This window comes from Clostridium sp. L2-50 (genome assembly GCF_000154245.1).
Taxonomy (GTDB): domain Bacteria; phylum Bacillota; class Clostridia; order Lachnospirales; family Lachnospiraceae; genus Coprococcus.
Genome location: NZ_DS480322.1, coordinates 21,653 through 46,213, shown reverse-complemented (window position 1 = coordinate 46,213; position 24,561 = coordinate 21,653). Strand labels below are relative to the sequence as shown.

Genomic DNA, 24,561 nt, shown 5'->3' with positions numbered 1-24,561 from the left:
GTAGTCATCAAATGATTACGAAAGAAGGCATAACTATGCAAGACTACAACACGATTATCGGCTCCATCCAGATGCGTTTGAATGGATGCCAGACCAAGTCTGTTATGGACCGTTACAAGATTGGCTCAGGTACGTTAAATCTGATCATGAGCCGATATCATGCCAACGGGATCCCGATTGAGGAACTCCGAATGATGGCACCTAAGGAAGTTGAGGACCTTTTCTATCCGCAGAAAAATCTACAGAGGAAAGATATCCCTCTTCCAGATTTCCAGTATTACTATGACAGAATCCATACACCAGGAAGCCGCATGAACATTTCGTTCTGCTGGCTGGATTATAAAGAAAAGAATCCTGATGGTTATGAGAAGTCACAGTTTTATGAATACTTCAACCGATTCATAGCGGAAAACTATGGTGGTCAGAAAGTATCAATGGCTGTAAACCGAATCCCGGGTGAAAAGATGTATATCGACTGGGTCGGCGATCAGCCGGAACTTTTAACAGACACTGAAACAGGTGAGATTAACAAGGTTCATATTTTTGCGACCACGCTTGGAGTAAGTAGCCTAATCTATGCAGAAGCTTTTCCAAATGAGAAACTCCCATGTTTTATAGAAGGCGAGCCTGTGAAAGTTTTTCTGTAAATAGGATTTTAAGGTCTTCTATGATAAAATATAAAATCATAGGAGGCCTTATTTTATGGCAAGAGAAAAGAAACCGGTACACAAAGTACAAATGACCGAAGAAAAAAGAAACATCATTCGTCAGCTCCTTGAAGAGTATGACATTGAATCCGCGCAGGACATTCAAGATGCCTTGAAAGATCTGCTTGGCGGAACCATCAAAGAAATGATGGAAGCTGAAATGGACGATCATTTTGGATACTCCAAATCTGAACGCTCAGACAGCGACGACTACCGTAACGGCTATAAGACCAAACGGGTAAACAGTAGCTATGGAAGTATGAAAATCGAAGTTCCACAGGATCGTAAATCTACCTTTGAGCCACAAGTGGTAAAGAAACGTCAAAAAGACATTTCAGACATTGATCAAAAGATTATTTCAATGTATGCCAAAGGTATGACTACCCGGCAAATATCAGATACACTGGAGGATATCTATGGATTTGAAGCGTCAGAAGGCTTTATTTCAGATGTAACCGACAAAATCATGCCACAGATTGAAGATTGGCAGAACCGACCGCTTTCAGAAGTTTATTCGGTTCTTTACATTGATGCAATCCACTATTCTGTCCGCGATAATGGCGTTATCCGAAAACTAGCAGCCTATGTTATCCTGGGAATCAATCAGGATGGTTACAAGGAAGTTTTAACCATTGAAGTAGGGAAAAACGAAAGTTCAAAATACTGGCTTTCTGTTTTGAATGGTCTGAAAAATCGTGGGGTTAAGGATATTTTGATCATTTGTGCAGATGGACTGACAGGCATTAAAGAAGCAATCGCTACCGCCTATCCTAAAACAGAGTATCAGCGGTGCATTGTTCATCAGGTCAGAAATACCATGAAATATGTTGCAGACAAAGACCGTAAGCCGTTCTGTGCAGACCTAAAAACCATTTATCAGGCTCCAACCGAAGAAAAAGCATTGGATGCATTGGAACGAGTCACAAAAAAATGGAGCGAAAAGTATCCGAATTCCATGAAAAGCTGGAAACAAAACTGGGATGCTATTTCGCCAATTTTTAAGTTTTCTGCAGAGGTCAGAAAGGTTATATATACAACAAATGCCATCGAAAGCCTGAATGCTACCTACCGCAAACTTAATCGGCAGAGAAGTGTCTTCCCTAGCGATACTGCATTGTTAAAGGCTTTATATCTATCCACTTTTGAGGCAACCAAGAAATGATCGATGCCGCTTCGAAACTGGGGACAGGTTTATGGCGAGTTGAGCATCATGTACGAAGGACGACTGCCCGAATAAAAAATTTAAAGCTTGTTTTACAGGCGGAAATTTTCGCCTGCTCTTGACATGCTCGAATCAATACTGTTATATATAAAGCAAGGGCTGAATGCTCATTTGAGAGCCTTCAGCCCAATCATTATCATAGAAGATCACATTTACAGACTTTTATTCACACACTCTACTAATATTTTCATCTAATATTATATTTAGTTTGTGCAATAATAAATCTTCATCAATTTCACAGAAATCTTCATTTATACTTTGTTTGTAAATGCACCCACCATTACATAATGGAAATCTTTTGCATTTGGTACATTTAACCGATATTTCAGTATTTATCCATTTTTTTTCTTTTTCTCGACTTGTATAATAGATATTTCCTATAAATTCTCCATCAGAAATAGCTCTAGAACATTTCCCAACTTTCCCGTTAGTATAGATAGCATAACTATTTGGCAAATTTGCAATGCATCTTCCAGCACGTGTTGTAATTGTGTTATATACATTGTTAATCAATCCTACACCCAACATCTCATTGAACAAGGCTATCTTCAATCCATTACTTTCTGATTCAGTCTCAAAAATAGGGCTGGTATAAACTCCTACCATCTCATTTTGAACATATTTTTCACCTAAAAAATGAATGAGATTTATTACTTCATCAAAATTAGTCTTGCTATAATTAATTCGAATATTCACTATAACTTTATTAGCAGTAAGTGTATCGATGTTCTCTATAACGTGTTCAAATGAATTTAGATCGCCAAATTTTTTTTACTTTCTCATAATAACAGTTCATACCATCCAAGGTAATCTGAACTACTTTCAATCTCCAATTTTTAAGACTATTAGCTATTGTCATTTGATTAAATAAATATCCATTAGTAATCATTTTAGAGTAGAAATCAATGTTATTTGAATTCAGCTTTTTACATAAATCATCAATGCCATTCGAATTTATCAATGGTTCACCACCAAAAAATTCAATAACGGTCTTTTTATTCGGAATCAGATGATTTTTAATAAAAGTTACAATATCTTCGATACAGTTAATATTGTATTTTCCTTCAACAGACTGCTGTTCAAAGCAATAATAGCATTTTGCATTACATTTCATAGTCATGTATATCTTAAATACTTGGTATTTACTATTATATATGTCTTCTTTTAGTTTATCTATTGCTTTTTGCGTTTCATCGCATTCATCATTAACCCAAAGTCCCATTTTTATAAATTCTTCTGATTTTTCAGTATCATGAGAAGTGTCACAAAAACTATTATATTCATGTTGATTTAAAATAACACATGCACATGTAAATGTATTGTATATAAGAAAATATGAGGATTTTTTGACAATATAATTGTATTTAGATAGTTTCATTCGATACCTCCATAAAAAATAGGAACTGCATGACATATGCAATCCCTATCATGGTCGAAAATTGCTGATCTAGTGAGTGACCACACCACCACAATCACCTTCATTTTCAATACAGCCAATTGACAATTCATTTTCTTTTCCTTCGGATATCACAATCATAATTAACACCTCCCACATTTACATTCATAATATATTATATCCAATCTTATGTCAAGATTGAATAGGATATTTTTTCTATATATTTGTAGGATTACAATACATGTGTTACAACTGAATATAAAAAAAGCAGAGATGCTTCTTTTGTGTTATATTTTAGTCACCACAACAAAAAAACAAAAAAGGAGTTCTCTGCTATGGCTACTATAACACAAGATATGCGGTATCGTCTATCCTTAATCAAATACGCTGAAAGGTTTGGTGTCACCAAAGCTGCTATCAAATATAAAACCAACCGTCAATACATTTATCGTTGGAAACGACGTTATGATGGTTCTATTGAGTCCCTTCGTGACCGCTCTCGCAGACCCCATCATCATCCAAACCAACATACCCCTGAAGAGATCAAGCTGATCTTTGATATGCGCAGACGCAATCCCAATGCCGGTCTTGTTGTCTTTTGGGTTAAACTCAAGCAGCGTGGTTACTCCCGTTCCATCCCTGGACTATACAGATTTCTCCGTAAGCAGGGAATTATGGCAGTTCATCCGCCAAATCCTAAATATATTCCAAAGCCTTACGAACAGATGGATTATCCGGGACAACGCATACAGGTTGATGTAAAATTTGTTCCTTCTGCATGCCTCAAAAACCCCAAGGTCATCGGCAAACAATTCTTTCAGTATACTGCCATTGACGAGTATTCCAGATGGCGTTTCGTAGAGGCTTTTGAAGAACACAACACGTATTCTTCTGCTATGTTTATAGAGCATCTGGTGAAAGCCTTTCCGTTACCCATTCAATGTATCCAAACTGATAATGGAGCAGAATTTACAAATCGTTTTACCACTCACCGTGATAAACCCACACTATTTCAGGTGCATCTGAAGCAGCATGGGATTCGCCATAAAGTTATACGACCCTTTACACCACGACATAACGGGAAAGTTGAAAGAAGCCACCGAAAGGATAATGAGCGTTTTTATGCAACTCATACTTTTTATTCTTTTGAGGACTTTGCCAAACAGTTGAAAGTGTATAATCGCAGGGATTATAACAACTTTCCTATGCGTCCATTAGGATGGAAATCTCCAAATCAGGTACTAAAGGATTATCTGGCATCTGTGTAACATATGTTTGACAAACCTACAGAATAGGATATTTTTTCTATATATTCAAATCGGACAGAAACTATGTGGATATGTGTGTTTATATACTCCTTCAAATTTATTTAGAGTTTATATGTACAACATATATATTTACAATGGAGCAACGACAAAATGAAAAATTGGGTAAATTATAAGCAAACTATTGGTTTTGGTTTACTTTTAAATTGTGTCGTTGTCTATGAAGTGCTGTACTGTTGTATGAGATATTTATTGGTTTAAGAGAATATGATATATCTGTTAGCCTTGACAAATATCCCATTATATTAAAAGAAAAAATTCTGTCAGATTCAAAAATGATTTGTAGAAGGTGCCTCATAGGTAAAACCATTTTATCTCCACCTATTATCATGCTGAGCGTAATGGGAATATTAAAAGTGGAAAAATAAAATGATATACTTTCTTCGGGGATTGATAGCAAATCAAACATGTTAGTTCTAAAATCTTCTAAGTGCTTGCCTTGAGCAAAAATATCTATTAATCTGAAATCCCCTGACATGATACAAAGTTCTTCAACAGGGAAAATGCATGTTGTATCAGAATATAGGTCGATAATATATTCTTTATCTTCAATGTATTTGGTTAATTTGGATAGACGGTAATAGTCTATATCAGATGGAGTATAATCAGTATTATTGGAAAGGTTAAGACGTGTAAACGCGTCATTTATTGCTACACAGTCATAGTATACAGGACGAGTTTCCCAAAAAGTGGGTGGTTTAATAGATTTTGTCCTATTTTTATGAATTTCATATAATCTATAGCTTTTATCGGGTAAAAAAGAAAATATTGTAAGCCAAGTTAATAATTCGGTCAAATCGCTTGTTATGAGATTATGTAAAAAAACTGTTTCAGTACGTGATGTAGAAAAATTTTTATTAACATAATTAATAAGTCCTTTTTTATTTATTGTTGCAGAATTTAACAAAAGAATCCAATTATCACGTATTTCGCTAATTATCTGTGGATTATAGTGGAGCATTATTTCAAGTTTGCTCCAGAATTTTTTCTCATAGCCAGGTGTCTTATTAATTACACGATTTACTCTAGTTGCATCCGACCACAGAGCCTGTTCATTATTAATTATTTGTCCTGTGAAAATGGCTTTGTAAAAAACTGCAGGAGTTCTGTATTCATATTGTGGAGTGTATATTATAGGTTCGTTCGTTTCGCTATTTGTAAAGATGTCTAAATATAAATTCTTTGGGGTTATATCATCCATGTTGAGTTTTCCTCCTGTTGTAAATTTACTATATATTTTCAATTTATTTCCAATATTTCTGAGTGGTAAAACAATATCAACAAATAAATTATAACATTTTTTTAAAATAAAAAAAGAAGAGATAAAAAGAAAATATTGGTAGACAACGTTATCGGCATATATAACAAGTTCTTGAATAAGAAAGAAAATGTTGAATGAAATATTCCCCATCTGATGATGATCTTTGGCGCAGATCGAAACATAGATTGCAACATTAGTTGATATGTCATGGGAGCCGGCCGGTAACCTAAAATAATATAATATTAGGAGGAAATAATATGTCAAAGCATTGGAATCCAGAGGATTATACATTAGTTAATCAGTTGTCAGATATTATTAACGGCAAGGATGTAGTGACTAGTGATGATGGAACCGTAATGAAGGGAACAGAAAATCATGTATCTGTATTTTGGCCAAGCAGTTCATCGAAAGGGCATGGACATGCGGGGTTCGATTATGATGATGATGGCAATTTGACAGGATATGATATTTACCATTCCTGAACATATTTCTACCAGAAGAGACCGATTGGTGATTGGTCGAAATCCAGTGGCTGGCTGTGACGCAGACTCCGGTTGGTCACTGGATAGTGGGAAAACATGAAGTATTTATTGACGAAAGAGCAGATATAGCTAAGGCAAATAGGTTAAGTTTGGCACTATCAATGTCTATGTAAATCAGGAGGTTTTACTTCCTTTTATAAAGTCCAAATACCATGATATCATTGATGCTTATCATCGTAGACTTGATGGAAATAAGTACTTGGAATACTCCGGCAACATATGGCTATAAACAATTCAGATAAAGACCACGGAAATATACTCTTTCTAGTAGTCATAGCTACGTGTTAATAGTCAAAAGTACACAGTATCTGAATGTATTGAACTACGATATTAAAAAGAAAGGAAACATATGATTATTAGCTTATAAATAGTCATACAAGGTGCAGTATGTCAAAGACCAAAATTGAGAGAGCTATTGAGCTTCACTATCAGAACTGTCATATTCCTGTTCTTTGTAAAAACAAGTCATATGCAGATGCGGCAACAGGCAGGAAAGTCGATCCTTTGGTTGCGAAAGAATATGGCCGGGTAATGTTCGTTTCGGATTCAATGCAGTATGTAAATCAGAAACTGGATAAACCTATTTATCATGAGTTTTTTTGGAATGAGGATAAGGTTATTCATCATAAAGTGATCAGAGCAACCAGAATCAGTAAGCATGGTATGGATTGGAAAGATGTATATCATGCCAGGTTTTTCTGTAACAATGAAAATCCGGTTTTTGAGGGAGAAGGAATACCTCAGTATTGGCTCAACAGTGATAGAGAGATATTGTTTGAAGGAACTTCCAGAGTGGTACATAATTGGTTGTATCTAAAATGTCCTGTAGTAAATGATATTGAAGAATTGAACACACGCATGGGCTATTGTGAACATATGAATGCGTGTATAAATAGTCAGACAGATATTAGGATGTTTTCTACGTGGATAGATCCTAATCATTACTGCACAGGATATTCTGAAGATTTTGTGTTCAAGCATCCTGGTACTGTGAGAGAAGACCTTAATGAGTGGATAAATGGTATATATAAGAAAAAAATAGATGCTTATCGTAAGCAGCATGGAATCAAAAAGCGCAGGTTTGGATGTGAGATAGAGTTTACCGGTATATCGAGAGATACTGCTGCAAGAGTAGTTGCGAGAACTCTTGGCACACAGAAGATCTATAAGGGCGGCGTGTATAACGAACATCATATTATTGATAGAATGAGTCGTACATGGAAGATAGTCAGAGATGCATCTATTAAGCCTTCGGTTACGGCTGACCGTCAGAATCCGAAGCTGGATCATTATAAATGTGAGCTTGTCACGCCTATTCTTGATTATGGGGATATTCAGCTCCTCGAAAAGATAACAAGTGAAATCAAGGCTAAGGGAGGGGGTGTGAATCAGTCTTGTGGAATGCATGTTCATGTGGATGTAAAAGGCATATCTGCTATTCAGCTCCGCAACATAGTTAATATTACAGCACGTAACGAAGATATGTTATGCGAAGTACTTAGGGTTAGCCCGGACAGGGTCATGAGATGGTGCCATAAGACAGAAATTGGTTTTGCCGAAGTAATTAACGATATACCAAGACGGGAAATATCTTTGGCTAAAATAATGAATATATGGTATGGAAATAGTGGTTCATCACATAATCATTATGATCGTACAAGATATCGTATTCTTAATCTTCATAGTTTCGTTGAAGGAAAAGGAATAGAATTCAGGCTTTTTAACGCAACTCTTGATGAGAAAGAGGTTAGAGCAAATATTGTATTGGCACTTGCTATTTGCTGTACGGGTTGCTATTTGAAAAGAACAAGGGGATATAATAATGCTTATAGATGTAGTCATATGAAGGCGTGTTCTTTCGAAAGAAAGGAAATGTCAAGCTTTATGAATCAGGTAGGAATAGTTGGCAATGAATTCAGCAGTGTCAGATCACAGCTGATGAAAAATATGGATGGTGGAAGGAGAGTGGCATGATATGAGTTATTATATTGCGTATGGAAGTAATCTGAACAAGGAACAGATGAAGTACCGCTGCCCCACTGCACATGTAGTGGGGAACGGATATCTTATGGACTATGAGCTTGTTTTTCGTATGTATGCGACTATTGAGAAAGCAAGCGGAGAAAAGGTTCCTATAACTGTATGGAGTATAGACAGTGAGTGTGAAAAGAGTCTGGACCGTTATGAGGGATATCCGAGACTTTATAGTAAAGAGACACTTCCAGTTACCATAAATGGTGAAATGTACAATGCGATGGCCTATATCATGAATGCGAATATTAGATCATATCAGAAACCTACGGAGTCGTACTATAGGATAGTTGTTCAGGGGTACGTGGATATGGGATTAGAACTGGAATATCTTGACAGGGGAATACTCCGGACGGAAGATGCGTTGCAGATAAATTCGGAAATGAGGTGATGCGATATGAGCGGAAATATAATACCAATTGATAAGAAAAGGTTTGAGAGAAATAACGCAATGACGTTTGAAGAAACATTATATGATGTAACAACAAATATGGATGAAAGAGCTTTTTACTTGATGAATCATACCAGCCTTGATAATGGGTGTGAACCATTAGGCGAGATTGTCAGACTTATCAATATTATAGTTACATCCGATGGTATGGCTGCTTTGGAAGTTGAGGCTGCTGGTAAGAGATGGTCGGTTGTAACTAATCGTAAACCAGAATACTTCGATGGATATGCTGGCAAGACAGTGTATATTTCAGGTCTCAAATCTATATGCAAAGATGAAAATGAAGAGAAATGGTACATTTGTTCCTGTAATGATGTGACTGACATGGAAGAAAGTCTTGTAAAGACCGACAAAATCTCGAAAGAAGAGAAGGTGAAGTTTCAGAGAAGTGTTGAGAAGTTTACTCCCGAAATACAGAAAGATCTGGGAAATAAAAAACTGGCACTAGCAGATAAAAATGCTGAAGAAGAGAAAAAGTCTGAAGTGACGATATACAAAGAGCAGGAAGAATTGGACGCACTATATAACATACTCAAAAAAGTTATGCCACTGGAGTTTCGTAATGTTTATGAAACAATAAGATGCAGACTTGATAAAAACTGCTCATCATCAGAAAAACGTAATTACCTGAAACAGATGGGGGACATATTGGACATCGACTGGGTTCGTGATGCAGATTACAAATACATAGATATAGATACTTTAAGGAAAAAGATAGAGAAGGAACATATTGGTCATCGTAAGCAGCTTGAAGAGATATATACAGAATTTGAAGCTGCTAACATATCTGGTATAGCTCCTAAAACAATATGTCTGATTGGGCATCCTGATGTAGGACTCAATCATCTTGCTGAAGTGATTGCCGGTTCTATAGGGCGGGGACATACAGTGATAAATCTGGCGGGTATACAGATGAAGGAGACCGATTCTCTTACTGGTACATCAAAGATATATGATAATGCACGGGCTGGTCTGGTATATGAGCATATCAAGGAAGCGGGAGTGAGAGGAGTCTTTGTTATAGAAGATTTTGAGCTCTATGAATCTGGAATCAGAAATACGCTCCTTCCAATAATAGAGAAAACTTCGTTTGTTGATAAGTTTGTTGAGGTGGAAATAGGCCTTGCGAATATGTTCGTGATCGTTACATGCAGTGACATCAAGGATATTCCGATGTCGTTAAGAGCCAACATGACTACGATATATTTTCAGGATGCGGAAGAGTCAGAGATCATTGAGACAATCAACAAGATTATCGTGCCGAAGTATTGCAGGGAATATGGTATTGATTTCCCGAAGAAGATTCCGGCAAAAAGCTGCAGAATACTTATATACAAGCTTGCGAACATGGATATGAATAAGCTTGACAATGTAATCCGCACCATAGTTGTCAAGACGGTGACAAAAGGAGAGACAGCCTTCCCGGATTTTTCAGTACAGAAAATCGATAATTATTATTATACAGAAGAAGATTATAAGAAACTTCATGATACTTATGTACGGAACATCACTGGTGCAGAGCACAAGTTCTTTGTCTGTTATGATGAGTATGAGGAGTGTGTACAGAAAAAGGCAATCAAGCTGTTTGAGATCCTTAACTGGGGAAATGATGAGAGCCAGAAGGAGTATGCTAGAGACGTGGTACATTATCTGGCAAATATCTTTAAAGGAGATACAGCACCCCTGGCTATCGGCTCAATAGTTGATGAACTGAATAAGACTCATTATCTTCAGAATGATCTTGGGGAGAGAATTGAAACCGCGGTTTTGTCAAAGAAATTGGAAAAAAATACAGGCAGGATGACCGTTATCGGTTTAAAGGGCAGAGCTGGAACAGGTAAAACCAGTACAGCAAAGGCGATAGCCAGAGCAACAGGAAGAAACTGTATTAAGATCAATGTAGGAGGTGCTGGAGGAGGCGAGATCATAAAGGGAACGAATAAAACAGTTCGTAATGCCGGACCTTCTATGATCATTCGGGAACTTGAAAAAAGTGGTCATGGAAGTTATTCAGATGTGATCATCTTAGATGAGGTAGATAAAGCTACACCGGATTTCTTTAATGCCTTATATGAATTTCTTGATCCGAATGAAGAGTATATATATGACCAGTACCTTGAGTGCCAGATCCCGAAAAATAACTTTATTGTTATTCTTACATTTAACGATATTACCTGTATCCCTTCACCAATCATAGATCGTATGGAGGTTGTTGAATATAGTAACTATTCAATTCAGGATAAGAAGATAATCATAACTGATTATATTCTGCCGAAGTTAAGGGAGAAGTTCTCGATTGGTGAACTGTCTATAACCGGTGACGCATTGGAACTGTATGTGAATCAGTATGATGTTCTTCCCGGTATGCGTGATGCGGAGAGAGATCTCGAATACATCCTTATGAGAATTGCAAGAAACAATAATGGTGAATTTGACGATTGTGTGGTCATTAGTAAGGAGCTTTTACGCGAGGCTCTGGGGCAGGAGAGAACAGTAGGGATGAATGATGTGCCGCCACTTGCAGTGGGAAAATGCGGATTAGCACAGGCTCTCGCTGTTACAACAAGTGGTATTGGTGTATGCACGGCAGTGGAAACAGTTGTTAATCCTTATCAGGATAAGAAAGTTGTTGTAACGGGTTTATTAGAAGGCTCCTGTCTGGAATCGGTAACACTTGCGTGTTGTTATGCTGGAAGATATATGGAGAAAGAGCTGCCCAAGCTGCATATTCATATGACGGATGCTGTAAAGAAGGATGGTCCTTCAGCAGGCTTAACAATAACGATGTCTATCCTTTCATGTCTGTTAGAAAGGCCGATTCCTGACGGTATAGCCTTTACCGGAGCTATTGATCTTTATGGAAATATAGGACCGGTAGGTGGAACATTTGAAAAGTGTATTGCTGCAGAACGATCATTGATAAAAAAAGTTATTGTTCCATCCGAGTGTTACAAAAGTCTTGTAGACAGAAACGAGCTTTGCAGGTTAAGTGTAGAGCTAGTTCCGGTAGATACGATGGCAGATGTAACTAAATATGTATGGAGCGAGGAGGTGCAGAGATGAATCCATTTATGCCATTTGACTACTTAGGGGATGTTGCTGAGTCGGCTTATAAAAAAATATATACCGGAGACGGAGCTGCATTTGGATCTTGTGTTGAAAGAATTTTATATGTACTTGATCGGCTGGTCAACGCAGATATGATCACCAATACGACAAGAAAAAGGATCAAAACATTTCTTGCAAGGGAAATTCGTCTATCTGATATTCAGGTGATTTCAAGTCATACCAATCATGTTGTTCTGCTCAATACAGAGACACATGAACAGGATTCATTTGATCTCAGAGAATACATAACATGGATCACAGAGGCACTTTGTAAAGATCCAATCATGAAGAGAAATCTTCATGGCAGAGAAAATTACGAAGGTGTTAAGAGTGTTCTTAATGATTATGGGGATGACAGACAGAAAATTCTGTCATCTGATACCTGGATTGATTTTTATATCTGCGATGAAGTGATATTTTTCACAAAGAAGGATGAAGAAAATATCCATTTGTATATACAGAAAAGAGAAAAGGATGTAACAGCTTTCCTGAGAGAACGTAATGCACTAGAGGATGCATTACTTATGGAAGAGGCACTGGCAGATGGCAGAATTTATCGCTTCGATAATGATGAATCTGTATTTGTCGAAGATATACAGGGTGGTATAATAAAGATAGAAGATGTGAAAGACGACATATGCGATTATTCATACATGCAGGGTAATATCCTCAATCAGCTGGCAGATGGCAGTCTTTTGATTCTTGAAGGCAGCAGACTTATTTGCCTGGACAAGACTGGAATCAAGAAGGTGATAGTTGATAATGCATTTATTGGGGTAACCAGCGTAGAGGGTAATGAAATTTATTGGAAAAGCAGATTTAGACGAAAGGATGTAGAGATAGGTAATAATAGAGATATCGGGAAAGTAACAAGGAAGAAGATGTTACGTTGTCTGAAGAATGACAAAGTAAGTAAAGAGATGTTATGGAAAGGTTTGCTGTTAACTCTTTATGATTTTGACCGTATGAACTTTGATGAGCATATCGGTAACCGGATCAAATTTGCCTGCTTCTTCGACAGACTGCCCATGCCATTTACTCTGAGCAGGATCATGGACAGTCTTTCAGAAGTGGAAGCGTACTGTTATGACGGGGACATTATCAAAGGCGATGGATACATAGAAGCCATGGGTTATCTTATGGATATAGATATTGATCGGTACGATGAGAATGCCACAACAACTGCATTAATTTATTTGTTGGAGAACGTAACCATAAATCCATATGAAAGAATAGCAATGCATTCCGGACATGGGATTCTTGATTGTGTAGAATTTTTCTTTGGCGTTAATGATGAAGAGAATAATAAGGGAAGTTATGATGGAGAAGATAAGGATTACCCAATGTTAGACGTCGCTGACGATGAGTTCATGAGGCTGTTGGATAAAAAAATTGCTGAACTGGATAAACAGATAGAAAAGGAGGAACGCAAGGAAAGAGAAAGTAAGAAATCGGCAGAGCAGCGTAGATCAAAAGAAACTGACAGAGTTTCAGAGACTTCTGATAAAGGAAGAAGTGCAGAGATAATCAGAATGCCGTTTGGGGATTAATTTAAAAAGATACAATCGATTTCATGTTTTCTGAACACTATTGAGTAATAGTTTATTGATTGGCTGAGTTATAAGAAAATAGAGCAAATAAATATATGGAGTGACTTTTTTGAAAGGATTATTTATGGATAAAAATACGGAGTCAGATTCTACAAATAAAAGAAAAAGAGTAATTGTACGTTGTAGGGATGGGATATCAGAACAGTTTAAGATAGACCAGTTGTATGGTGTTTTAAGTGAAGATAACGATATTCACGTAAATGGTTCTATAGAAATGGTAGGAAATAATTATGAAAACATCAAGAGAGTTAGGGTGTATGTTAATTTATGTGACAAGGAAGGAACAATACTATATGTACTAAACGGCTGGAAAAATTATCCTGCTGTTAGTGGAACATATTATTCGTTTTCGCTTTACTGCAGTACAATAGATAGATTTTTTGATGTTGACGAACTTGATTATGCAGAATTGTACTTGAGCTTTAACGAGAAGAAATCATAAAGATGCGTAGAATTACATAATAGAAAACAATATAGATACACGAAGGAGGCTGGTAACATGCGAAAACAGGGGATTAAACTCAAGGATAAATCAACACTCTCAAAGGGCGAATACTTGTTTGATCATTTTTTGTATGGGCTTATATTAGGGTCATTTGACATATATAATATACTTCCATATTTTGTGCCAATCGCAAAATATAATAATTCAATTCCAAGGTTGATTATTTGCATGTTATTGACCAGTATGTTCGGAATCCTTTTCAGTTACAATTATAATCGGAGTGGTAAAGGGGTTATTCAAGATGTTTTATTAGGTATTGGATCTTATACAGTTTTAACTATTGGGAAATACGCGTTTAGTTTCATCAGGTGGTTAGGAGTGGGACTATTTGTGATATCGCTGCTTGGAGTTGTTCGCATAATTGCTAAGAGGATAAGGAGAATAGATAGAAAAAAACAGATTATTATTTCAAGATTCCTTAGAAGCACACAGGTGGTAAGGCGCAATGCTGGAGTCTGTGCGGCGATAGTCATTATAGCGCTGCCAATAGCACTTAAATGCTTTCCAAATGATAAATTAAACGAGGATTATTATGCAAAGGTTTGTGCAGAGTATGGTCTTAATGCTGAAGATGTACAAGATGGAATTGGAATATCGGGATATGGAGGAGAACTAAGTGTTCATGAAGACTATGGAGATGAATATAGGCTCGAGGAAAATATAGATACCATAAAATGGATAAGAGATAATGATACATTTCAAACACTTGATTATGAAGAAAAGTGTGATGTTTTGAGAGCAATCTGTTATTGCGAAGGACGATATCTTGGGCTATGTAAGATAGATATCGAGTTTAAAGATATTGAAGATACATCATTGCTCGGAACATATAATCATTCAACCAAGACGATTATCATTAATTCTAAGCCGATAAAAGATGGTAGTTTGCCAGGCGGAACATCTGACGAACTCCTTATGACTATTTTACATGAATGCAGACATTGCTATCAGAATCTTGTTTCAGAAATGTATATTAATGTAACTCCGGAACAGAGAAATCTATACGTATTCAAGCAGGATGGAGTGAATGATTGGATAACAAATTTGAGTAATTATAAACCAGGGGACGAAACATTGGAAGGACAGATGGAGTATTATGAGCAGCCGATTGAAAGGGATGCCAGAATCTATGCGGAGACAGCGGCTCAGATATATTACCTAACGATTGATAGTCTTCTGAATAAACAGACAGATGACTAGATATTAGAAGAAATCAAAGAACCTGAGGATGAGATTATTACTATATATGACAATGAACCGTGAAGTATACATTATAGGAGGAGATGGACATATGATGATATTCAGGAAGAAAGAACGAGATGATATTTTAACTAACGAGCCATATGCTGCATTTATTAAAAAATTTGATAAGCTGCAAAGTGTTATAAATGAAAAGATACATATTAGAATCGACATGAATGACAATGGTAAGAAAACAGGATTTACAAGTGGATTTTACCTTGATTCTTGCTATGCACAGTGGTTTGAGTTGAAGTTTGAATTCTATGGATTGGATAACGAAGAGAGCAATCCAAACCAGCAGCTTTATGTGATGCATAGTTTGGAATATAAATTTGTAGATGATGATTATAATGATATGATGCTGGACACAGTTGCAGATATAGAGAAGAGAAATGGTTACATATATTTATCGTCATTGGTTCATGAGTGTGAAGTGAGAAGCTCAATGAACAACAAAAATACAGTAACTGTAATGTATTCGGTACTTTGTGATAAAAAAGATGCAAAGGAAGTCTGTTTACAGCTTATAAATCACGATATTGCATTGTTTACTCGTAGTTTTTAGATAACAGGAGGGTGTAGTGAAACAAAATTGGTTTTTACTAGGAGATATCCATGGCGAAGCTGCAGCCATAGAGTATTTTTATAATCATCATAGAGAAAGACTAAAGTTGGATGATTGCCAGAATAATATCATATTGTTAGGAGATGTTGGATTAAACTATTCAATAACAGGATTGGCGGATTTTTATTACAAGACATCACTATCAAAGCTGCCATTTACATATATTTGTTTGCGAGGAAATCATGAATCTAGAGTCAGTGATGTGATTAAGCGCAATCCATCGAGATGGAATCCGATAGAAAAATATGGCGGATTGGTTTATGTTGAAAATGATTTTCCGAATATCGAATATCTTGTGGATGGTCCGGCTATTTATGAATTTGCAGATTACAAGACATTGTCTTTGCCAGGAGCATACTCTGTTGACAAATGGCTCAGATTGGCAAATGGGTGGCAGTGGTTTGCTGATGAGCAGCTATCGGAAGAAGAAATGCAGTATGGAAGAATGCTGGTTAATCATGAAAAATCAGTGGATTTGGTTATTTCGCATACATGTCCTATAGAATTTGAACCGAATGACTTGTTCCTTGGCTCAATTGATCAATCTCAGGTAGATAAGACCATGGAATTGTATTTGGGTGAAATTGAAAACCAGTTGGATTATCGTAGATGGGCCTGGGGACATTATCATGCGGACAGATTGTATCCATGGAAAGATGGTAAGGAAAAACTTATGCTTTTTAATGAACATGTTGTGGATCTGTGTAAGTTCATGGAGATGGGGAAAGCAGATTATTTTGTGGATATATTGGCATAAGTCGGTAGATGCGGAGGTGAGTTTATGCCAACAAAAATTAATGTAAATGGAAAGTATCCGTGTTGTGCTAATTGGGTTGTGATGAAAAGAACACGTGATGGTGTAATAGCGAAAAACTGTCTGATTGATGAAACGATTAAGTTGTCAGACAGAGAGGCTAGATATTTGACAAGACTTAATGGAAATAGAAATCCATATAGGATGAAAGGATTTTCAGCCGATGAATGTACCAGCTACTTTAGATTCTTAAAAGAATGTATGCTAGTAAGAGAAGCAGGAAGAAGTATGCATATAGATGAGATGAAATTATATACATTGATTATTCCTAATAAGACTAGAACAAATTCGGTAATTCCTAGAATATTGAACTTTCTGTTGTGCATCTTATTCCTGCCGGTTTTTGCATATGGGCTTTACTGTATATTTGCATATGAAAATACATGGGGGATGGAAGATCTTACTATATTGAATATATTACTGGGAAGTATTGGAGGTATTTTTCTGGGAACGATATTGCACGAATCTGCACATGCTTTTTCCTGCTTAAGTGATGAAAATGGAAGAGTGTTTGAAGCTGGAGTGATGTTGAATGGAATGTTCCTTGGTGCATATGTTTTAATCGATGAATCAAAGATAAAGAGCAATACAAAAAGAGCACAGATTAATCTTGCTGGTGTGGAAATGAATTTGTTGTTAGCAGGAGTACTTATGATATTGGCAACATTTGGAAATTTCTTGAGACCATGGAAAGTAGCTCTGTTATTTGCCGCATTACAGAATGTTTTTTTAGTACTCATGAACCTGGCTTTTACTGAAGGATTAGATGGGGAACATGCTTTAAGCAGTCTATTTGGAGGTTTCGTTGTCGATGCAGCAAAAGCAAATCTTTCTGTGTTGTTTGATAGACAAAGAAGAGTCGATTATTTTGCTGTACATGGTATATGTGGGGCAGCAAATATATGTGTAAGTCTTGTAATTTTAGTTTTTCAATTTATAGTGCCGCTTGTAGTAGTTGCAGATATCAGTATATGGATAGGAGCGCTGTTTCAATGAATTTGAGATACGATATGGCAAAATTAGTAATAGGTGCAGTCAATGTAGGTATGATATTGTATTCTTCCGTATGTTCAGGATTGACATGCACATTTGGTTTATGGGGAATTGCAACTGCAGTTGGAATATTGTGTTTAGCTGTGAAAAGTGTGTCTTTCATTAAAAAGAATGAAAGTATATGGATGTTCGTTCTTGTTTTATTTGTTACGATTCCTTTTAATGTAAGACTTGCAACAGTAGCTGTTGAGGAGTGCTTTGCAGAAATCAATGTTTTTTCAAAGATATTGTATATTGTAATGGTATGTATGAGTCTGCTGTCTGCGGAAGAGATATTTATAGGGTTGTTAACGAGATTTATTTGGCCTAGACAGGATGAATCATTTATATCGGAACTTAAGAAAATTGATGAAAACATAGATCAGAATGGGTAGGAGTAATATGCTATATTTAATATCAGATATTCATGGTAATTTGTTAGAATTTAAGCAAATTTTGAAGAAGATAGAATTTGATGGAGAAAAAGATAATTTAATAATTATGGGAGATATTTTGGATCGAGGGCCGGATGGGATTGCTCTGTTGAGATATGTCAAACCATATATTTTAGATAACTCGATGGAATTGCTGCTTGGTAATCATGAGTTATTTGCCGTTATGTATCTAAACGGTGTTCTTGGCAAAAAGAATACAGATAAGGTTCTTGATGAGAGAACATGGACGGCCTTTGGAGGTGGAGACACGTTAAAGTCGATTAAAAACATGACAGCCTTTGAGAAGAAAAATTTATTATCCTTTTTGGAGCACTTGCCTATTTACTCGGAAATTAGCTCCCGATATCTAGGAAATGTAATCGTTACGCATACTGGTATTGATTGTAATAATTATGTAATGAACGCAGATGGAACAATTAATGTTAAGAGTAGTATAAAAAAGGCTTTTGAAAATAATATTTACAGTTATATGGTTGGTATGGACTTACATCAAGTCCCCAAGAAAGATAAAGAACGGTTTGATCAATTTATTATTGTGGGACATGTTCCTTGTTTCAGATTAAATAAAGATATGAGTAATAAGTTCTACAGAACAGATTACTATATGGATATTGACGCCGGAGCTGGACACATGGAACAAGGGGGAACATTGGGCTGTTATTGCGTTACTACTGATGAGGAGATATATCTTTAGCAAAGGATCAGGAGGTTGCAGGTGATGCTTCATGAAATGAGATTAAAACCAGATCCGTTCGAGGGAATAGAAGCCGGCAAGAAGAAAATTGAGTTCAGACTCTGTGATGAAAAGAGACGGCTTATCAAACCCGGAGATAAGATATTATTTACAAATACAGATACCGGACAAAACATATTGACCTATGTTGTGGATATTCATAAAGCGGATTCTTTTGTGCAATTAAAAGAAGTGCTTGTTAAAAAGAATCTGATTGAAGAAAATGATTTTGAGCCTTCAACAATGTTAAAATATTATAGCAGTGAGGAGGAGAAGGAGTATGGAGTGGTTGGAGTTGAGATTGCATTGCTGAGTGATTAATCTTAGACAGTGGTATGAGAGAAATTGAAAGGGTAACGTTGCAAATCTACGAAATAGACAGGTGAAAGGAAATGGGAAAGTGAAGTTCCTGGACAAAATATATATAATAGATATTGATGAAAAAATGATAGATAGCTTGATGAAGTATTTTCAATGGGAGACTAATGTTGAACTTTGTTGTTGCGATATAGAGAGCTTTCTGAAAGATCATATAGAAAAAATAGACGGAGTGACAAGTGCGGCAAATTCATTTGGAATAATGGATGGAGGGCTTGATAAGGCACTGGTTGATTTCTTTGGCGAACAATTACAGTCAAATGTGCAAAGGGTAATTCAGAAAGAATTTCTTGGCGAACAACCAGTAGGAACATGTTTAACTATAGATATACCGGGGTATAACAAAAAAATACTACATACACCAACGATGAGGATTCCCCAACCGATTTTAGATCCGCAAATTATATATACGGCAACTCGCAGTACACTTGTTGAAGCGATAAAAAACCAGATTTTTACAATAACGTTGCCTGCGTTTGGACATCTAACGGGTAATGTTAAATCGGAAATTGTAGCACAGTATATGAGAATGGCTTATGATGATGTAAAAAAAACACTTCAAGAGAACTCTTCTATAAATACGTGGGAGTTTGTATACGAAAATAAAAATATAGATGGGGTTTTATTTAAAAGCTATTTATTAGGTAACTCTCCCCATAATAAACAGTAAGGACTGGGGCAGATTGCCCCGGTCTCTACTATTCTATATGAAATACATCCTCAACCAGCAGGTTGAAGTATGCGGATATCCGAAGCATAAACTCAGCGGATGGAGTGCACTTTCCACGTTCAATACGGCTGATGGTTCTGGTACAGAAGCCTGTTGCAGCTGCAAGATCATCCTGAATGATGCCACGGCTTTCACGGATTTCTTTTAAGTTGTTGACAACTGCCATTTCAATCACTTCCTTGTAGTTTTCTAAGTTTGTCTTTAAATCAAAGTATAGTGGAATATATGTCCAAAATAATGTGCATGAATTTGATGGTTCGCTATTTAGATAGATAAATCTGTGGCGCTGCCGGTTTCTACGACCTTTCCAAATACATCAAAACGATCATTTTCACTGACACGGATGGGTGCATATTTTTTATTTAGTGATACAAGGAAGATACCCTCCTTGTCTTCTCGTAGTTTCTTGATATAGGCATCTCCATTCAGGGAGAAAATGCCGATTTCACCATTTTCAACAGTTTCCTGTTTGACTACCCATGCAATGTCTCCATCATGGAACTCTGGTTCCATACTGTCACCACTGATCTTTACACCGAAAGAAGTGTTTTCAGGCAGCAGAGCTTCATCTATGTTAAGAGTCCTGCTTGGACCATCTTCAAGGAAGTTTCCAGTACCAGCAGATACTGCATTTTCGTATACCGTGATGGCTCTGCGAAAAGGAATGATCTGACATACGTGCTTTTCGTATTTGCCAGAGGCATGCAAAAGGCTGATATAGTCGATTGTGACTTATATTCATTTACCCGTCAGATGAAGATTGATCATGCAACCAATATTACCAGTGAGATTACAGAATATGCATATCGGCTGTTCAAGGAGAATTACAACTGGTCAAAGACAATCAGGAGCATCGGAGTCAGGGGGGCAGATCTGGTCACGGATAAGTATTGGGAACAGATAGATCTATTTGATGACATTTCCAGACGAGAGAAAATGATGAAGGCTGATGCAGCGGTCGATGATATACGCAGGAGGTTTGGTTATTACAGTGTGCAGAGAGGACTCATGTATATGGATAGTTATCTTTCAAAAATCAATGCGAAGGAAGACCATACGGTTCATCCACATGGATACTTTGGATAAGGGCATATTGCTCTACTTAACGGTGTACAAGGTGGCTTTGACACTTTGGCATACGCGATTACTGCCAGATGGCAGGTAAAGGAGGATATTTTAAATTATGTATTATGATTTGAATGAGAAAACGACAGTTGTGTATATGTTTATTTGCAATTTTAACCGGGAACATGGGTATTCTCCGACAGTCAGAGAGATAGGAAAGCATGTAGGACTGAAATCCACATCAAGCGTTCAGGCATATCTTAAAAAACTGGAGGAATGTGGCTATAGTGCAAGACTCAAGGACTGCCCACGTACAATTAAGATTTGTTAGTGATAATTGGCAGGAGGTTGAAGCAATGAGTAATAAGGTATATGTAGATGTGCTTGCAGAATTTACCACGGATGGGATTTTGATACCGAGAAGTCTCTGCTGGAAGGACGGAACGGTTTATGAGATACAACGGGTAAACAATATGAGAAGGGCGACGAGCCTGAAAGCGGGAGGTGTTGGAATGAGGTACACATGTATGATTGATGGCAGAGAACGTCATCTATATTACGAGGATAATAATTTATGGTTTGTAGAGGGAAGAGCCTGACCTTGATGTATCATGGTCAGTTGGCTTCAAAGATCAGCATTTACCGGGGCATACGAGAGGTATGCGCGGAACTCCCGGCAAGCAAGCTTGCAAAGGTGATTCCCTTTTCCTTTTCAAGTACAAAGAGATGGTTTTTGTATTTGGAAAGGAGCTTAACTGTAGTATGAATAATAAAGATGTGATTGAGATACGCTGCAGACAATGTAAGAAGCTGATGATGAACTATCATGTGTGCGGAGATGATTCTGCGGTTGCACTTCAAGGTATAGGAGTGAAGTGTGACAGATGTAAACGTGTGATGATTCTGAAGGAATATACTGAGGGTATGTTAATTAGCCGTCTGATAGATGGCGCTTTCAGAATCTGATATGTGATAATTAAATAATAGCCCACCTGATACGGGCACATCGGAAGATGGCAGCACCAAAGACGCAGGGGAAAGCAACCAGACTGGATCTGGCTTTCTCTTAGCGTCCTTTTTTATGCAAGTGTGGCGATTCTTATTTTGAATATGAAAAACAATCCGTTTCTGGTTGCCAGAACGACGATCAGAAAGGATGTAGAAAAAGAAGAGAGAAGCAAATTCAGAAGAAAAGCAGATGATGATGGAGGTTGGACAGAGGATACAGGATATCCGTATTGAAAATGAGGTGACAGGGGCACAGCTTGGAGCCTGTCTTGGAATAAATGGGAACCAGGTGTCTCGGATTGAAACAGGAGTTGCCAGATGTTCTATTTATCAGCTTGTTTTGATATGCCAAGAGTTTGGCTGCTCCGCTGATTACCTTCTATTTGGTAAGAAGAATACTGGCATGTCCAAGGAGCAGACGGAGCTTATTACCAGATTGTATGAGAGTATACAGAATCGTCCTTGAAAGATGAAATTATGAAGAAGGTTCACTTTTGCAGGGAGTACTTTGAAAGAGCAGGTACAGTATGATAAATGCATACCAGACAGGACGCTGACTGGAATAAAAAGCGATATGAGTGCACAAATATCGGTTTCAAATTCTACAGAAAGAAGGAAAGCGATATGCGATTTACAAGAAGTAATGTGAATGAGTTTAAGAGAGAGCATGAAGTGATGGGAGTTGGCTTTATCAAGTCCAGAAAGAGTGTTGATAAGATCATGGATATGGCGGCTGATATGCTGGATAAGGCAAAGAGTGTAGAACTGCCGATTGTGGAAATTATCGTTGATGAAGGGGCTTCGGATGATATTGACCGTGCTAAGGTGACAAGCCTTTGTGAGTGGATGGAAAAGGATTATGTCAAAGTGATTTTCGTCAGGGAGATAAATGATATCACAAAGGATAGAGATGATCTGGAGGCATTTCTTCTGAAAGCTAGGGATCTGGATGTGATGGTGTATGTGCTGAACACTGGAGTTCAGGTGAAAGCAGAACCTGATAACGGAGCAGGATGTTAGAAACAGATCAGAAAGCTTCAGAACCCGTTACTGAGAATCTGATAGGTATCAGGTTTACTATCACAGATTATGGAACGATTGTGAGAGCCGGTGATGGTTCTGTGATTGGAATATATCCGACAGAGGATGAGGCATTAGAAGATGTTCGCGAACGGTGTATGGGCGTATTGAGTTCCACGAAAACTTGACACGCAGCATCACCATTTGAAGAAGATAGATTTTGAAAGAAATTTCATTATATAGGAGTACGAGATGAGAAGAAAAGGCAGAAATAAGAAACCACTGATGACAAATCCAACAAGATGTATTGTTATTTTGTCATTAGATGAGCAGCACAATGAAATAAAAGCTGAAGAGGCAGAGAACAGGCAGTTGAACAGAATCAGGGAATTTACAAAACAGAATAATCTTATCCCAGTGGCGATTGTCAGACGTGGAATAATGGGACGAGTGGTTTATAATCGCTACTTCAGTGGTGCAATAGAGTGTATGAGGCAGGGAAAGGCTGAAGTTGTTGTATGCGTAAATATGGATACAATTTATTATGGAATAGCAGATGCATATTACAGAGTTGGACTTATTAAGGAGGCAGGCTTTCGTATATTTACAGTAGATGAGAAGGAGCCGATGATGCACCTGTATATGCCACCAAAGAAGGGGGTGTTCACAGATGAAGATTAGAAGAAATATGGTGATATGGGCAGAACTAAAAAATCAGGGTAAGTGTGTGCAGACAGGAATCAGACCTTGTGTAGTTATTAGCAACAATACAGCCAATGCACATTCACCGGTATTTACTGTAATGCCTGGAACAACGCAGGATAAGAAGAAGGATTTTCCGGTACATGTGAAGGTCACAGCTAAGGATGTGAATGGAAGGCTTTACAAGGATACGTTTTTTATGGGAGAGCAGATGTGTACGATAGGAGAGCGTCAGATCATAAATGTATTTGGTGAGATAAAGGATGAGGGTGTCATTCAGCAGATCAATGAGGTCATTGTGAGGGAATTGGCGTTGGATAATGAAAATTTGAATAGGGGGGAACAGAATGTGCTTGATAACGGACAACAGTAAAGAAGTGCAGGGACAGGTGCCTATTTATCAGAAAGTAACGCTCACAATAAAAGAGGCGGCAGAATATTCCAATATAGGAATAAATAGAATTGAAAGCTTGCTTAGAGCACCAAGATGTCCGTTTGTGTTATATGTAGGAAAAAAGAAACTGGTGAAACGGAAGGAGTTTGAGAAGTTTATATCCGAGAATATTGAAATATAATAGAGCATTTTTTCGTTTACTCAT

The 24,561-nt window shown here is 37.2% G+C and carries 32 protein-coding genes and 1 pseudogene; 28 read left to right on the top strand and 5 right to left on the bottom strand.

Annotation, left to right across the window (positions count from 1 at the left end; all coding sequences use genetic code 11):
* The first annotated feature begins 35 nt into the window (after positions 1-35).
* Both CLOL250_RS08255 and CLOL250_RS08250 read left to right on the top strand, forming a co-directional pair.
* Positions 36-647 carry a transposase gene (locus CLOL250_RS08255; protein WP_044945629.1) on the top strand — a complete coding sequence of 204 codons (612 nt, stop codon included), beginning with the start codon at positions 36-38 and terminating at the stop codon, positions 645-647.
* Positions 648-702: 55 nt separating this feature from the next.
* A pseudogene (locus CLOL250_RS08250) lies at positions 703-1,944 on the top strand (IS256 family transposase).
* Between the two features lie 147 nt (positions 1,945-2,091).
* Here the strand turns inward: CLOL250_RS08250 and CLOL250_RS08245 are convergent.
* Both CLOL250_RS08245 and CLOL250_RS08240 read right to left on the bottom strand, forming a co-directional pair.
* Complete coding sequence (locus tag CLOL250_RS08245) at positions 2,092-2,625, bottom strand: SPASM domain-containing protein (RefSeq protein ID WP_008401865.1); 534 nt, start codon at positions 2,623-2,625, stop codon at positions 2,092-2,094.
* Positions 2,626-2,671: 46 nt separating this feature from the next.
* Positions 2,672-3,307: a 4Fe-4S cluster-binding domain-containing protein gene (locus CLOL250_RS08240; RefSeq protein ID WP_008401864.1), complete on the bottom strand. Its 636-nt coding sequence runs from the start codon at positions 3,305-3,307 to the stop codon at positions 2,672-2,674.
* A gap of 353 nt (positions 3,308-3,660) precedes the next feature.
* Here CLOL250_RS08240 and CLOL250_RS08235 point away from each other — a divergent pair, with 353 nt between their 5' ends.
* Complete coding sequence (locus CLOL250_RS08235) at positions 3,661-4,593, top strand: DDE-type integrase/transposase/recombinase (protein ID WP_044944537.1); 933 nt, start codon at positions 3,661-3,663, stop codon at positions 4,591-4,593.
* Positions 4,594-4,771: 178 nt separating this feature from the next.
* On the opposite strand, the gene CLOL250_RS08230 is transcribed toward CLOL250_RS08235, so the two are convergent.
* Entirely contained in the window at positions 4,772-5,851 is a 1,080-nt protein-coding gene (locus CLOL250_RS08230; RefSeq protein ID WP_044945627.1) for a hypothetical protein, read from the bottom strand.
* Positions 5,852-6,168: 317 nt separating this feature from the next.
* Between CLOL250_RS08230 and CLOL250_RS08225 the strand changes: the two genes are divergently transcribed.
* The 14 genes from CLOL250_RS08225 to CLOL250_RS08160 all read left to right on the top strand — a co-directional run bounded on the left by CLOL250_RS08225 (position 6,169) and on the right by CLOL250_RS08160 (position 20,107).
* Complete coding sequence (locus CLOL250_RS08225) at positions 6,169-6,393, top strand: hypothetical protein (RefSeq protein ID WP_008401861.1); 225 nt, start codon at positions 6,169-6,171, stop codon at positions 6,391-6,393.
* Positions 6,394-6,840: 447 nt separating this feature from the next.
* Entirely contained in the window at positions 6,841-8,427 is a 1,587-nt protein-coding gene (locus CLOL250_RS13385) for an amidoligase family protein (protein ID WP_008401860.1), read from the top strand.
* 1 nt (position 8,428) lies between these two features.
* Positions 8,429-8,875 carry a gamma-glutamylcyclotransferase family protein gene (locus CLOL250_RS08215; protein WP_044945625.1) on the top strand — a complete coding sequence of 149 codons (447 nt, stop codon included), beginning with the start codon at positions 8,429-8,431 and terminating at the stop codon, positions 8,873-8,875.
* Positions 8,876-8,881: 6 nt separating this feature from the next.
* Entirely contained in the window at positions 8,882-11,998 is a 3,117-nt protein-coding gene (locus CLOL250_RS08210) for a S16 family serine protease (RefSeq protein ID WP_008401858.1), read from the top strand.
* Positions 11,995-13,593, top strand: a complete 1,599-nt coding sequence (locus CLOL250_RS08205; protein WP_044945622.1) for a hypothetical protein — start codon at positions 11,995-11,997, stop codon at positions 13,591-13,593. The genes CLOL250_RS08210 and CLOL250_RS08205 overlap by 4 nt, the downstream gene beginning before the upstream one ends.
* 109 nt (positions 13,594-13,702) lie before the next feature.
* A complete protein-coding gene (locus tag CLOL250_RS08200) occupies positions 13,703-14,095 on the top strand; it encodes a hypothetical protein (RefSeq protein ID WP_044945620.1) in 393 nt (130 codons plus the stop codon).
* Between the two features lie 57 nt (positions 14,096-14,152).
* Positions 14,153-15,358 (top strand): hypothetical protein, encoded by a 1,206-nt coding sequence (locus tag CLOL250_RS08195; RefSeq protein WP_008401855.1) that lies wholly within the window; start codon positions 14,153-14,155, stop codon positions 15,356-15,358.
* Positions 15,359-15,449: 91 nt separating this feature from the next.
* Positions 15,450-15,965, top strand: a complete 516-nt coding sequence (locus CLOL250_RS08190) for a hypothetical protein (RefSeq protein ID WP_044945618.1) — start codon at positions 15,450-15,452, stop codon at positions 15,963-15,965.
* A 16-nt stretch (positions 15,966-15,981) separates the two neighbouring features.
* The gene (locus CLOL250_RS08185; RefSeq protein WP_008401852.1) at positions 15,982-16,782 is read left to right on the top strand and encodes a metallophosphoesterase family protein; all 801 of its coding nucleotides are present in this window, start codon (positions 15,982-15,984) and stop codon (positions 16,780-16,782) included.
* Positions 16,783-16,806: 24 nt separating this feature from the next.
* Positions 16,807-17,835 (top strand): hypothetical protein, encoded by a 1,029-nt coding sequence (locus CLOL250_RS08180; RefSeq protein WP_008401851.1) that lies wholly within the window; start codon positions 16,807-16,809, stop codon positions 17,833-17,835.
* A gap of 14 nt (positions 17,836-17,849) precedes the next feature.
* The gene (locus CLOL250_RS08175; RefSeq protein ID WP_133302394.1) at positions 17,850-18,266 is read left to right on the top strand and encodes a hypothetical protein; all 417 of its coding nucleotides are present in this window, start codon (positions 17,850-17,852) and stop codon (positions 18,264-18,266) included.
* Positions 18,259-19,020, top strand: a complete 762-nt coding sequence (locus CLOL250_RS08170; protein ID WP_008401849.1) for a metallophosphoesterase — start codon at positions 18,259-18,261, stop codon at positions 19,018-19,020. Before CLOL250_RS08175 ends, CLOL250_RS08170 begins: the two co-directional genes overlap by 8 nt.
* Positions 19,021-19,056: 36 nt before the next feature.
* On the top strand, positions 19,057-19,380 hold the full coding sequence (locus CLOL250_RS08165; protein WP_274922263.1) for an ASCH domain-containing protein: 324 nt from the start codon (positions 19,057-19,059) through the stop codon (positions 19,378-19,380).
* Positions 19,381-19,441: 61 nt separating this feature from the next.
* Positions 19,442-20,107, top strand: a complete 666-nt coding sequence (locus CLOL250_RS08160) for a macro domain-containing protein (RefSeq protein WP_008401847.1) — start codon at positions 19,442-19,444, stop codon at positions 20,105-20,107.
* A gap of 28 nt (positions 20,108-20,135) precedes the next feature.
* Here CLOL250_RS08160 and CLOL250_RS08155 read toward each other — a convergent pair whose 3' ends face one another.
* Both CLOL250_RS08155 and CLOL250_RS08150 read right to left on the bottom strand, forming a co-directional pair.
* Entirely contained in the window at positions 20,136-20,333 is a 198-nt protein-coding gene (locus CLOL250_RS08155) for a helix-turn-helix transcriptional regulator (RefSeq protein ID WP_008401846.1), read from the bottom strand.
* A gap of 98 nt (positions 20,334-20,431) precedes the next feature.
* A complete protein-coding gene (locus CLOL250_RS08150; RefSeq protein ID WP_008401845.1) occupies positions 20,432-20,875 on the bottom strand; it encodes a S24 family peptidase in 444 nt (147 codons plus the stop codon).
* Between CLOL250_RS08150 and CLOL250_RS08145 the strand changes: the two genes are divergently transcribed.
* From CLOL250_RS08145 to CLOL250_RS08100, 11 genes are all read left to right on the top strand, one after another.
* Positions 20,870-21,253: a DinB/UmuC family translesion DNA polymerase gene (locus tag CLOL250_RS08145; RefSeq protein ID WP_008401844.1), complete on the top strand. Its 384-nt coding sequence runs from the start codon at positions 20,870-20,872 to the stop codon at positions 21,251-21,253. The two genes, CLOL250_RS08150 and CLOL250_RS08145, sit on opposite strands and share 6 nt — an antisense overlap.
* Before the next feature lie 97 nt (positions 21,254-21,350).
* Positions 21,351-21,563, top strand: a complete 213-nt coding sequence (locus tag CLOL250_RS08140) for a LexA family protein (protein WP_008401843.1) — start codon at positions 21,351-21,353, stop codon at positions 21,561-21,563.
* A 25-nt stretch (positions 21,564-21,588) separates the two neighbouring features.
* Complete coding sequence (locus CLOL250_RS08135) at positions 21,589-21,831, top strand: hypothetical protein (protein ID WP_044945614.1); 243 nt, start codon at positions 21,589-21,591, stop codon at positions 21,829-21,831.
* Between the two features lie 163 nt (positions 21,832-21,994).
* Positions 21,995-22,198 (top strand): hypothetical protein, encoded by a 204-nt coding sequence (locus tag CLOL250_RS08130; protein WP_044945675.1) that lies wholly within the window; start codon positions 21,995-21,997, stop codon positions 22,196-22,198.
* A 138-nt stretch (positions 22,199-22,336) separates the two neighbouring features.
* Positions 22,337-22,474: a hypothetical protein gene (locus CLOL250_RS13930; protein ID WP_008401839.1), complete on the top strand. Its 138-nt coding sequence runs from the start codon at positions 22,337-22,339 to the stop codon at positions 22,472-22,474.
* Positions 22,437-22,706: a helix-turn-helix domain-containing protein gene (locus CLOL250_RS08125; protein ID WP_044945612.1), complete on the top strand. Its 270-nt coding sequence runs from the start codon at positions 22,437-22,439 to the stop codon at positions 22,704-22,706. Before CLOL250_RS13930 ends, CLOL250_RS08125 begins: the two co-directional genes overlap by 38 nt.
* A gap of 68 nt (positions 22,707-22,774) precedes the next feature.
* Positions 22,775-23,260 (top strand): hypothetical protein, encoded by a 486-nt coding sequence (locus CLOL250_RS08120; RefSeq protein ID WP_008401836.1) that lies wholly within the window; start codon positions 22,775-22,777, stop codon positions 23,258-23,260.
* Complete coding sequence (locus CLOL250_RS08115; protein ID WP_008401835.1) at positions 23,254-23,448, top strand: hypothetical protein; 195 nt, start codon at positions 23,254-23,256, stop codon at positions 23,446-23,448. The genes CLOL250_RS08120 and CLOL250_RS08115 overlap by 7 nt, the downstream gene beginning before the upstream one ends.
* Before the next feature lie 64 nt (positions 23,449-23,512).
* A complete protein-coding gene (locus CLOL250_RS08110) occupies positions 23,513-23,941 on the top strand; it encodes a recombinase family protein (protein ID WP_008401834.1) in 429 nt (142 codons plus the stop codon).
* The gene (locus CLOL250_RS08105; protein WP_008401833.1) at positions 23,931-24,335 is read left to right on the top strand and encodes a type II toxin-antitoxin system PemK/MazF family toxin; all 405 of its coding nucleotides are present in this window, start codon (positions 23,931-23,933) and stop codon (positions 24,333-24,335) included. Before CLOL250_RS08110 ends, CLOL250_RS08105 begins: the two co-directional genes overlap by 11 nt.
* Positions 24,316-24,537, top strand: coding sequence for an excisionase (locus tag CLOL250_RS08100; RefSeq protein ID WP_274922262.1), 222 nt, complete (start codon positions 24,316-24,318; stop codon positions 24,535-24,537). The genes CLOL250_RS08105 and CLOL250_RS08100 overlap by 20 nt, the downstream gene beginning before the upstream one ends.
* Positions 24,538-24,561: the final 24 nt, after the last annotated feature.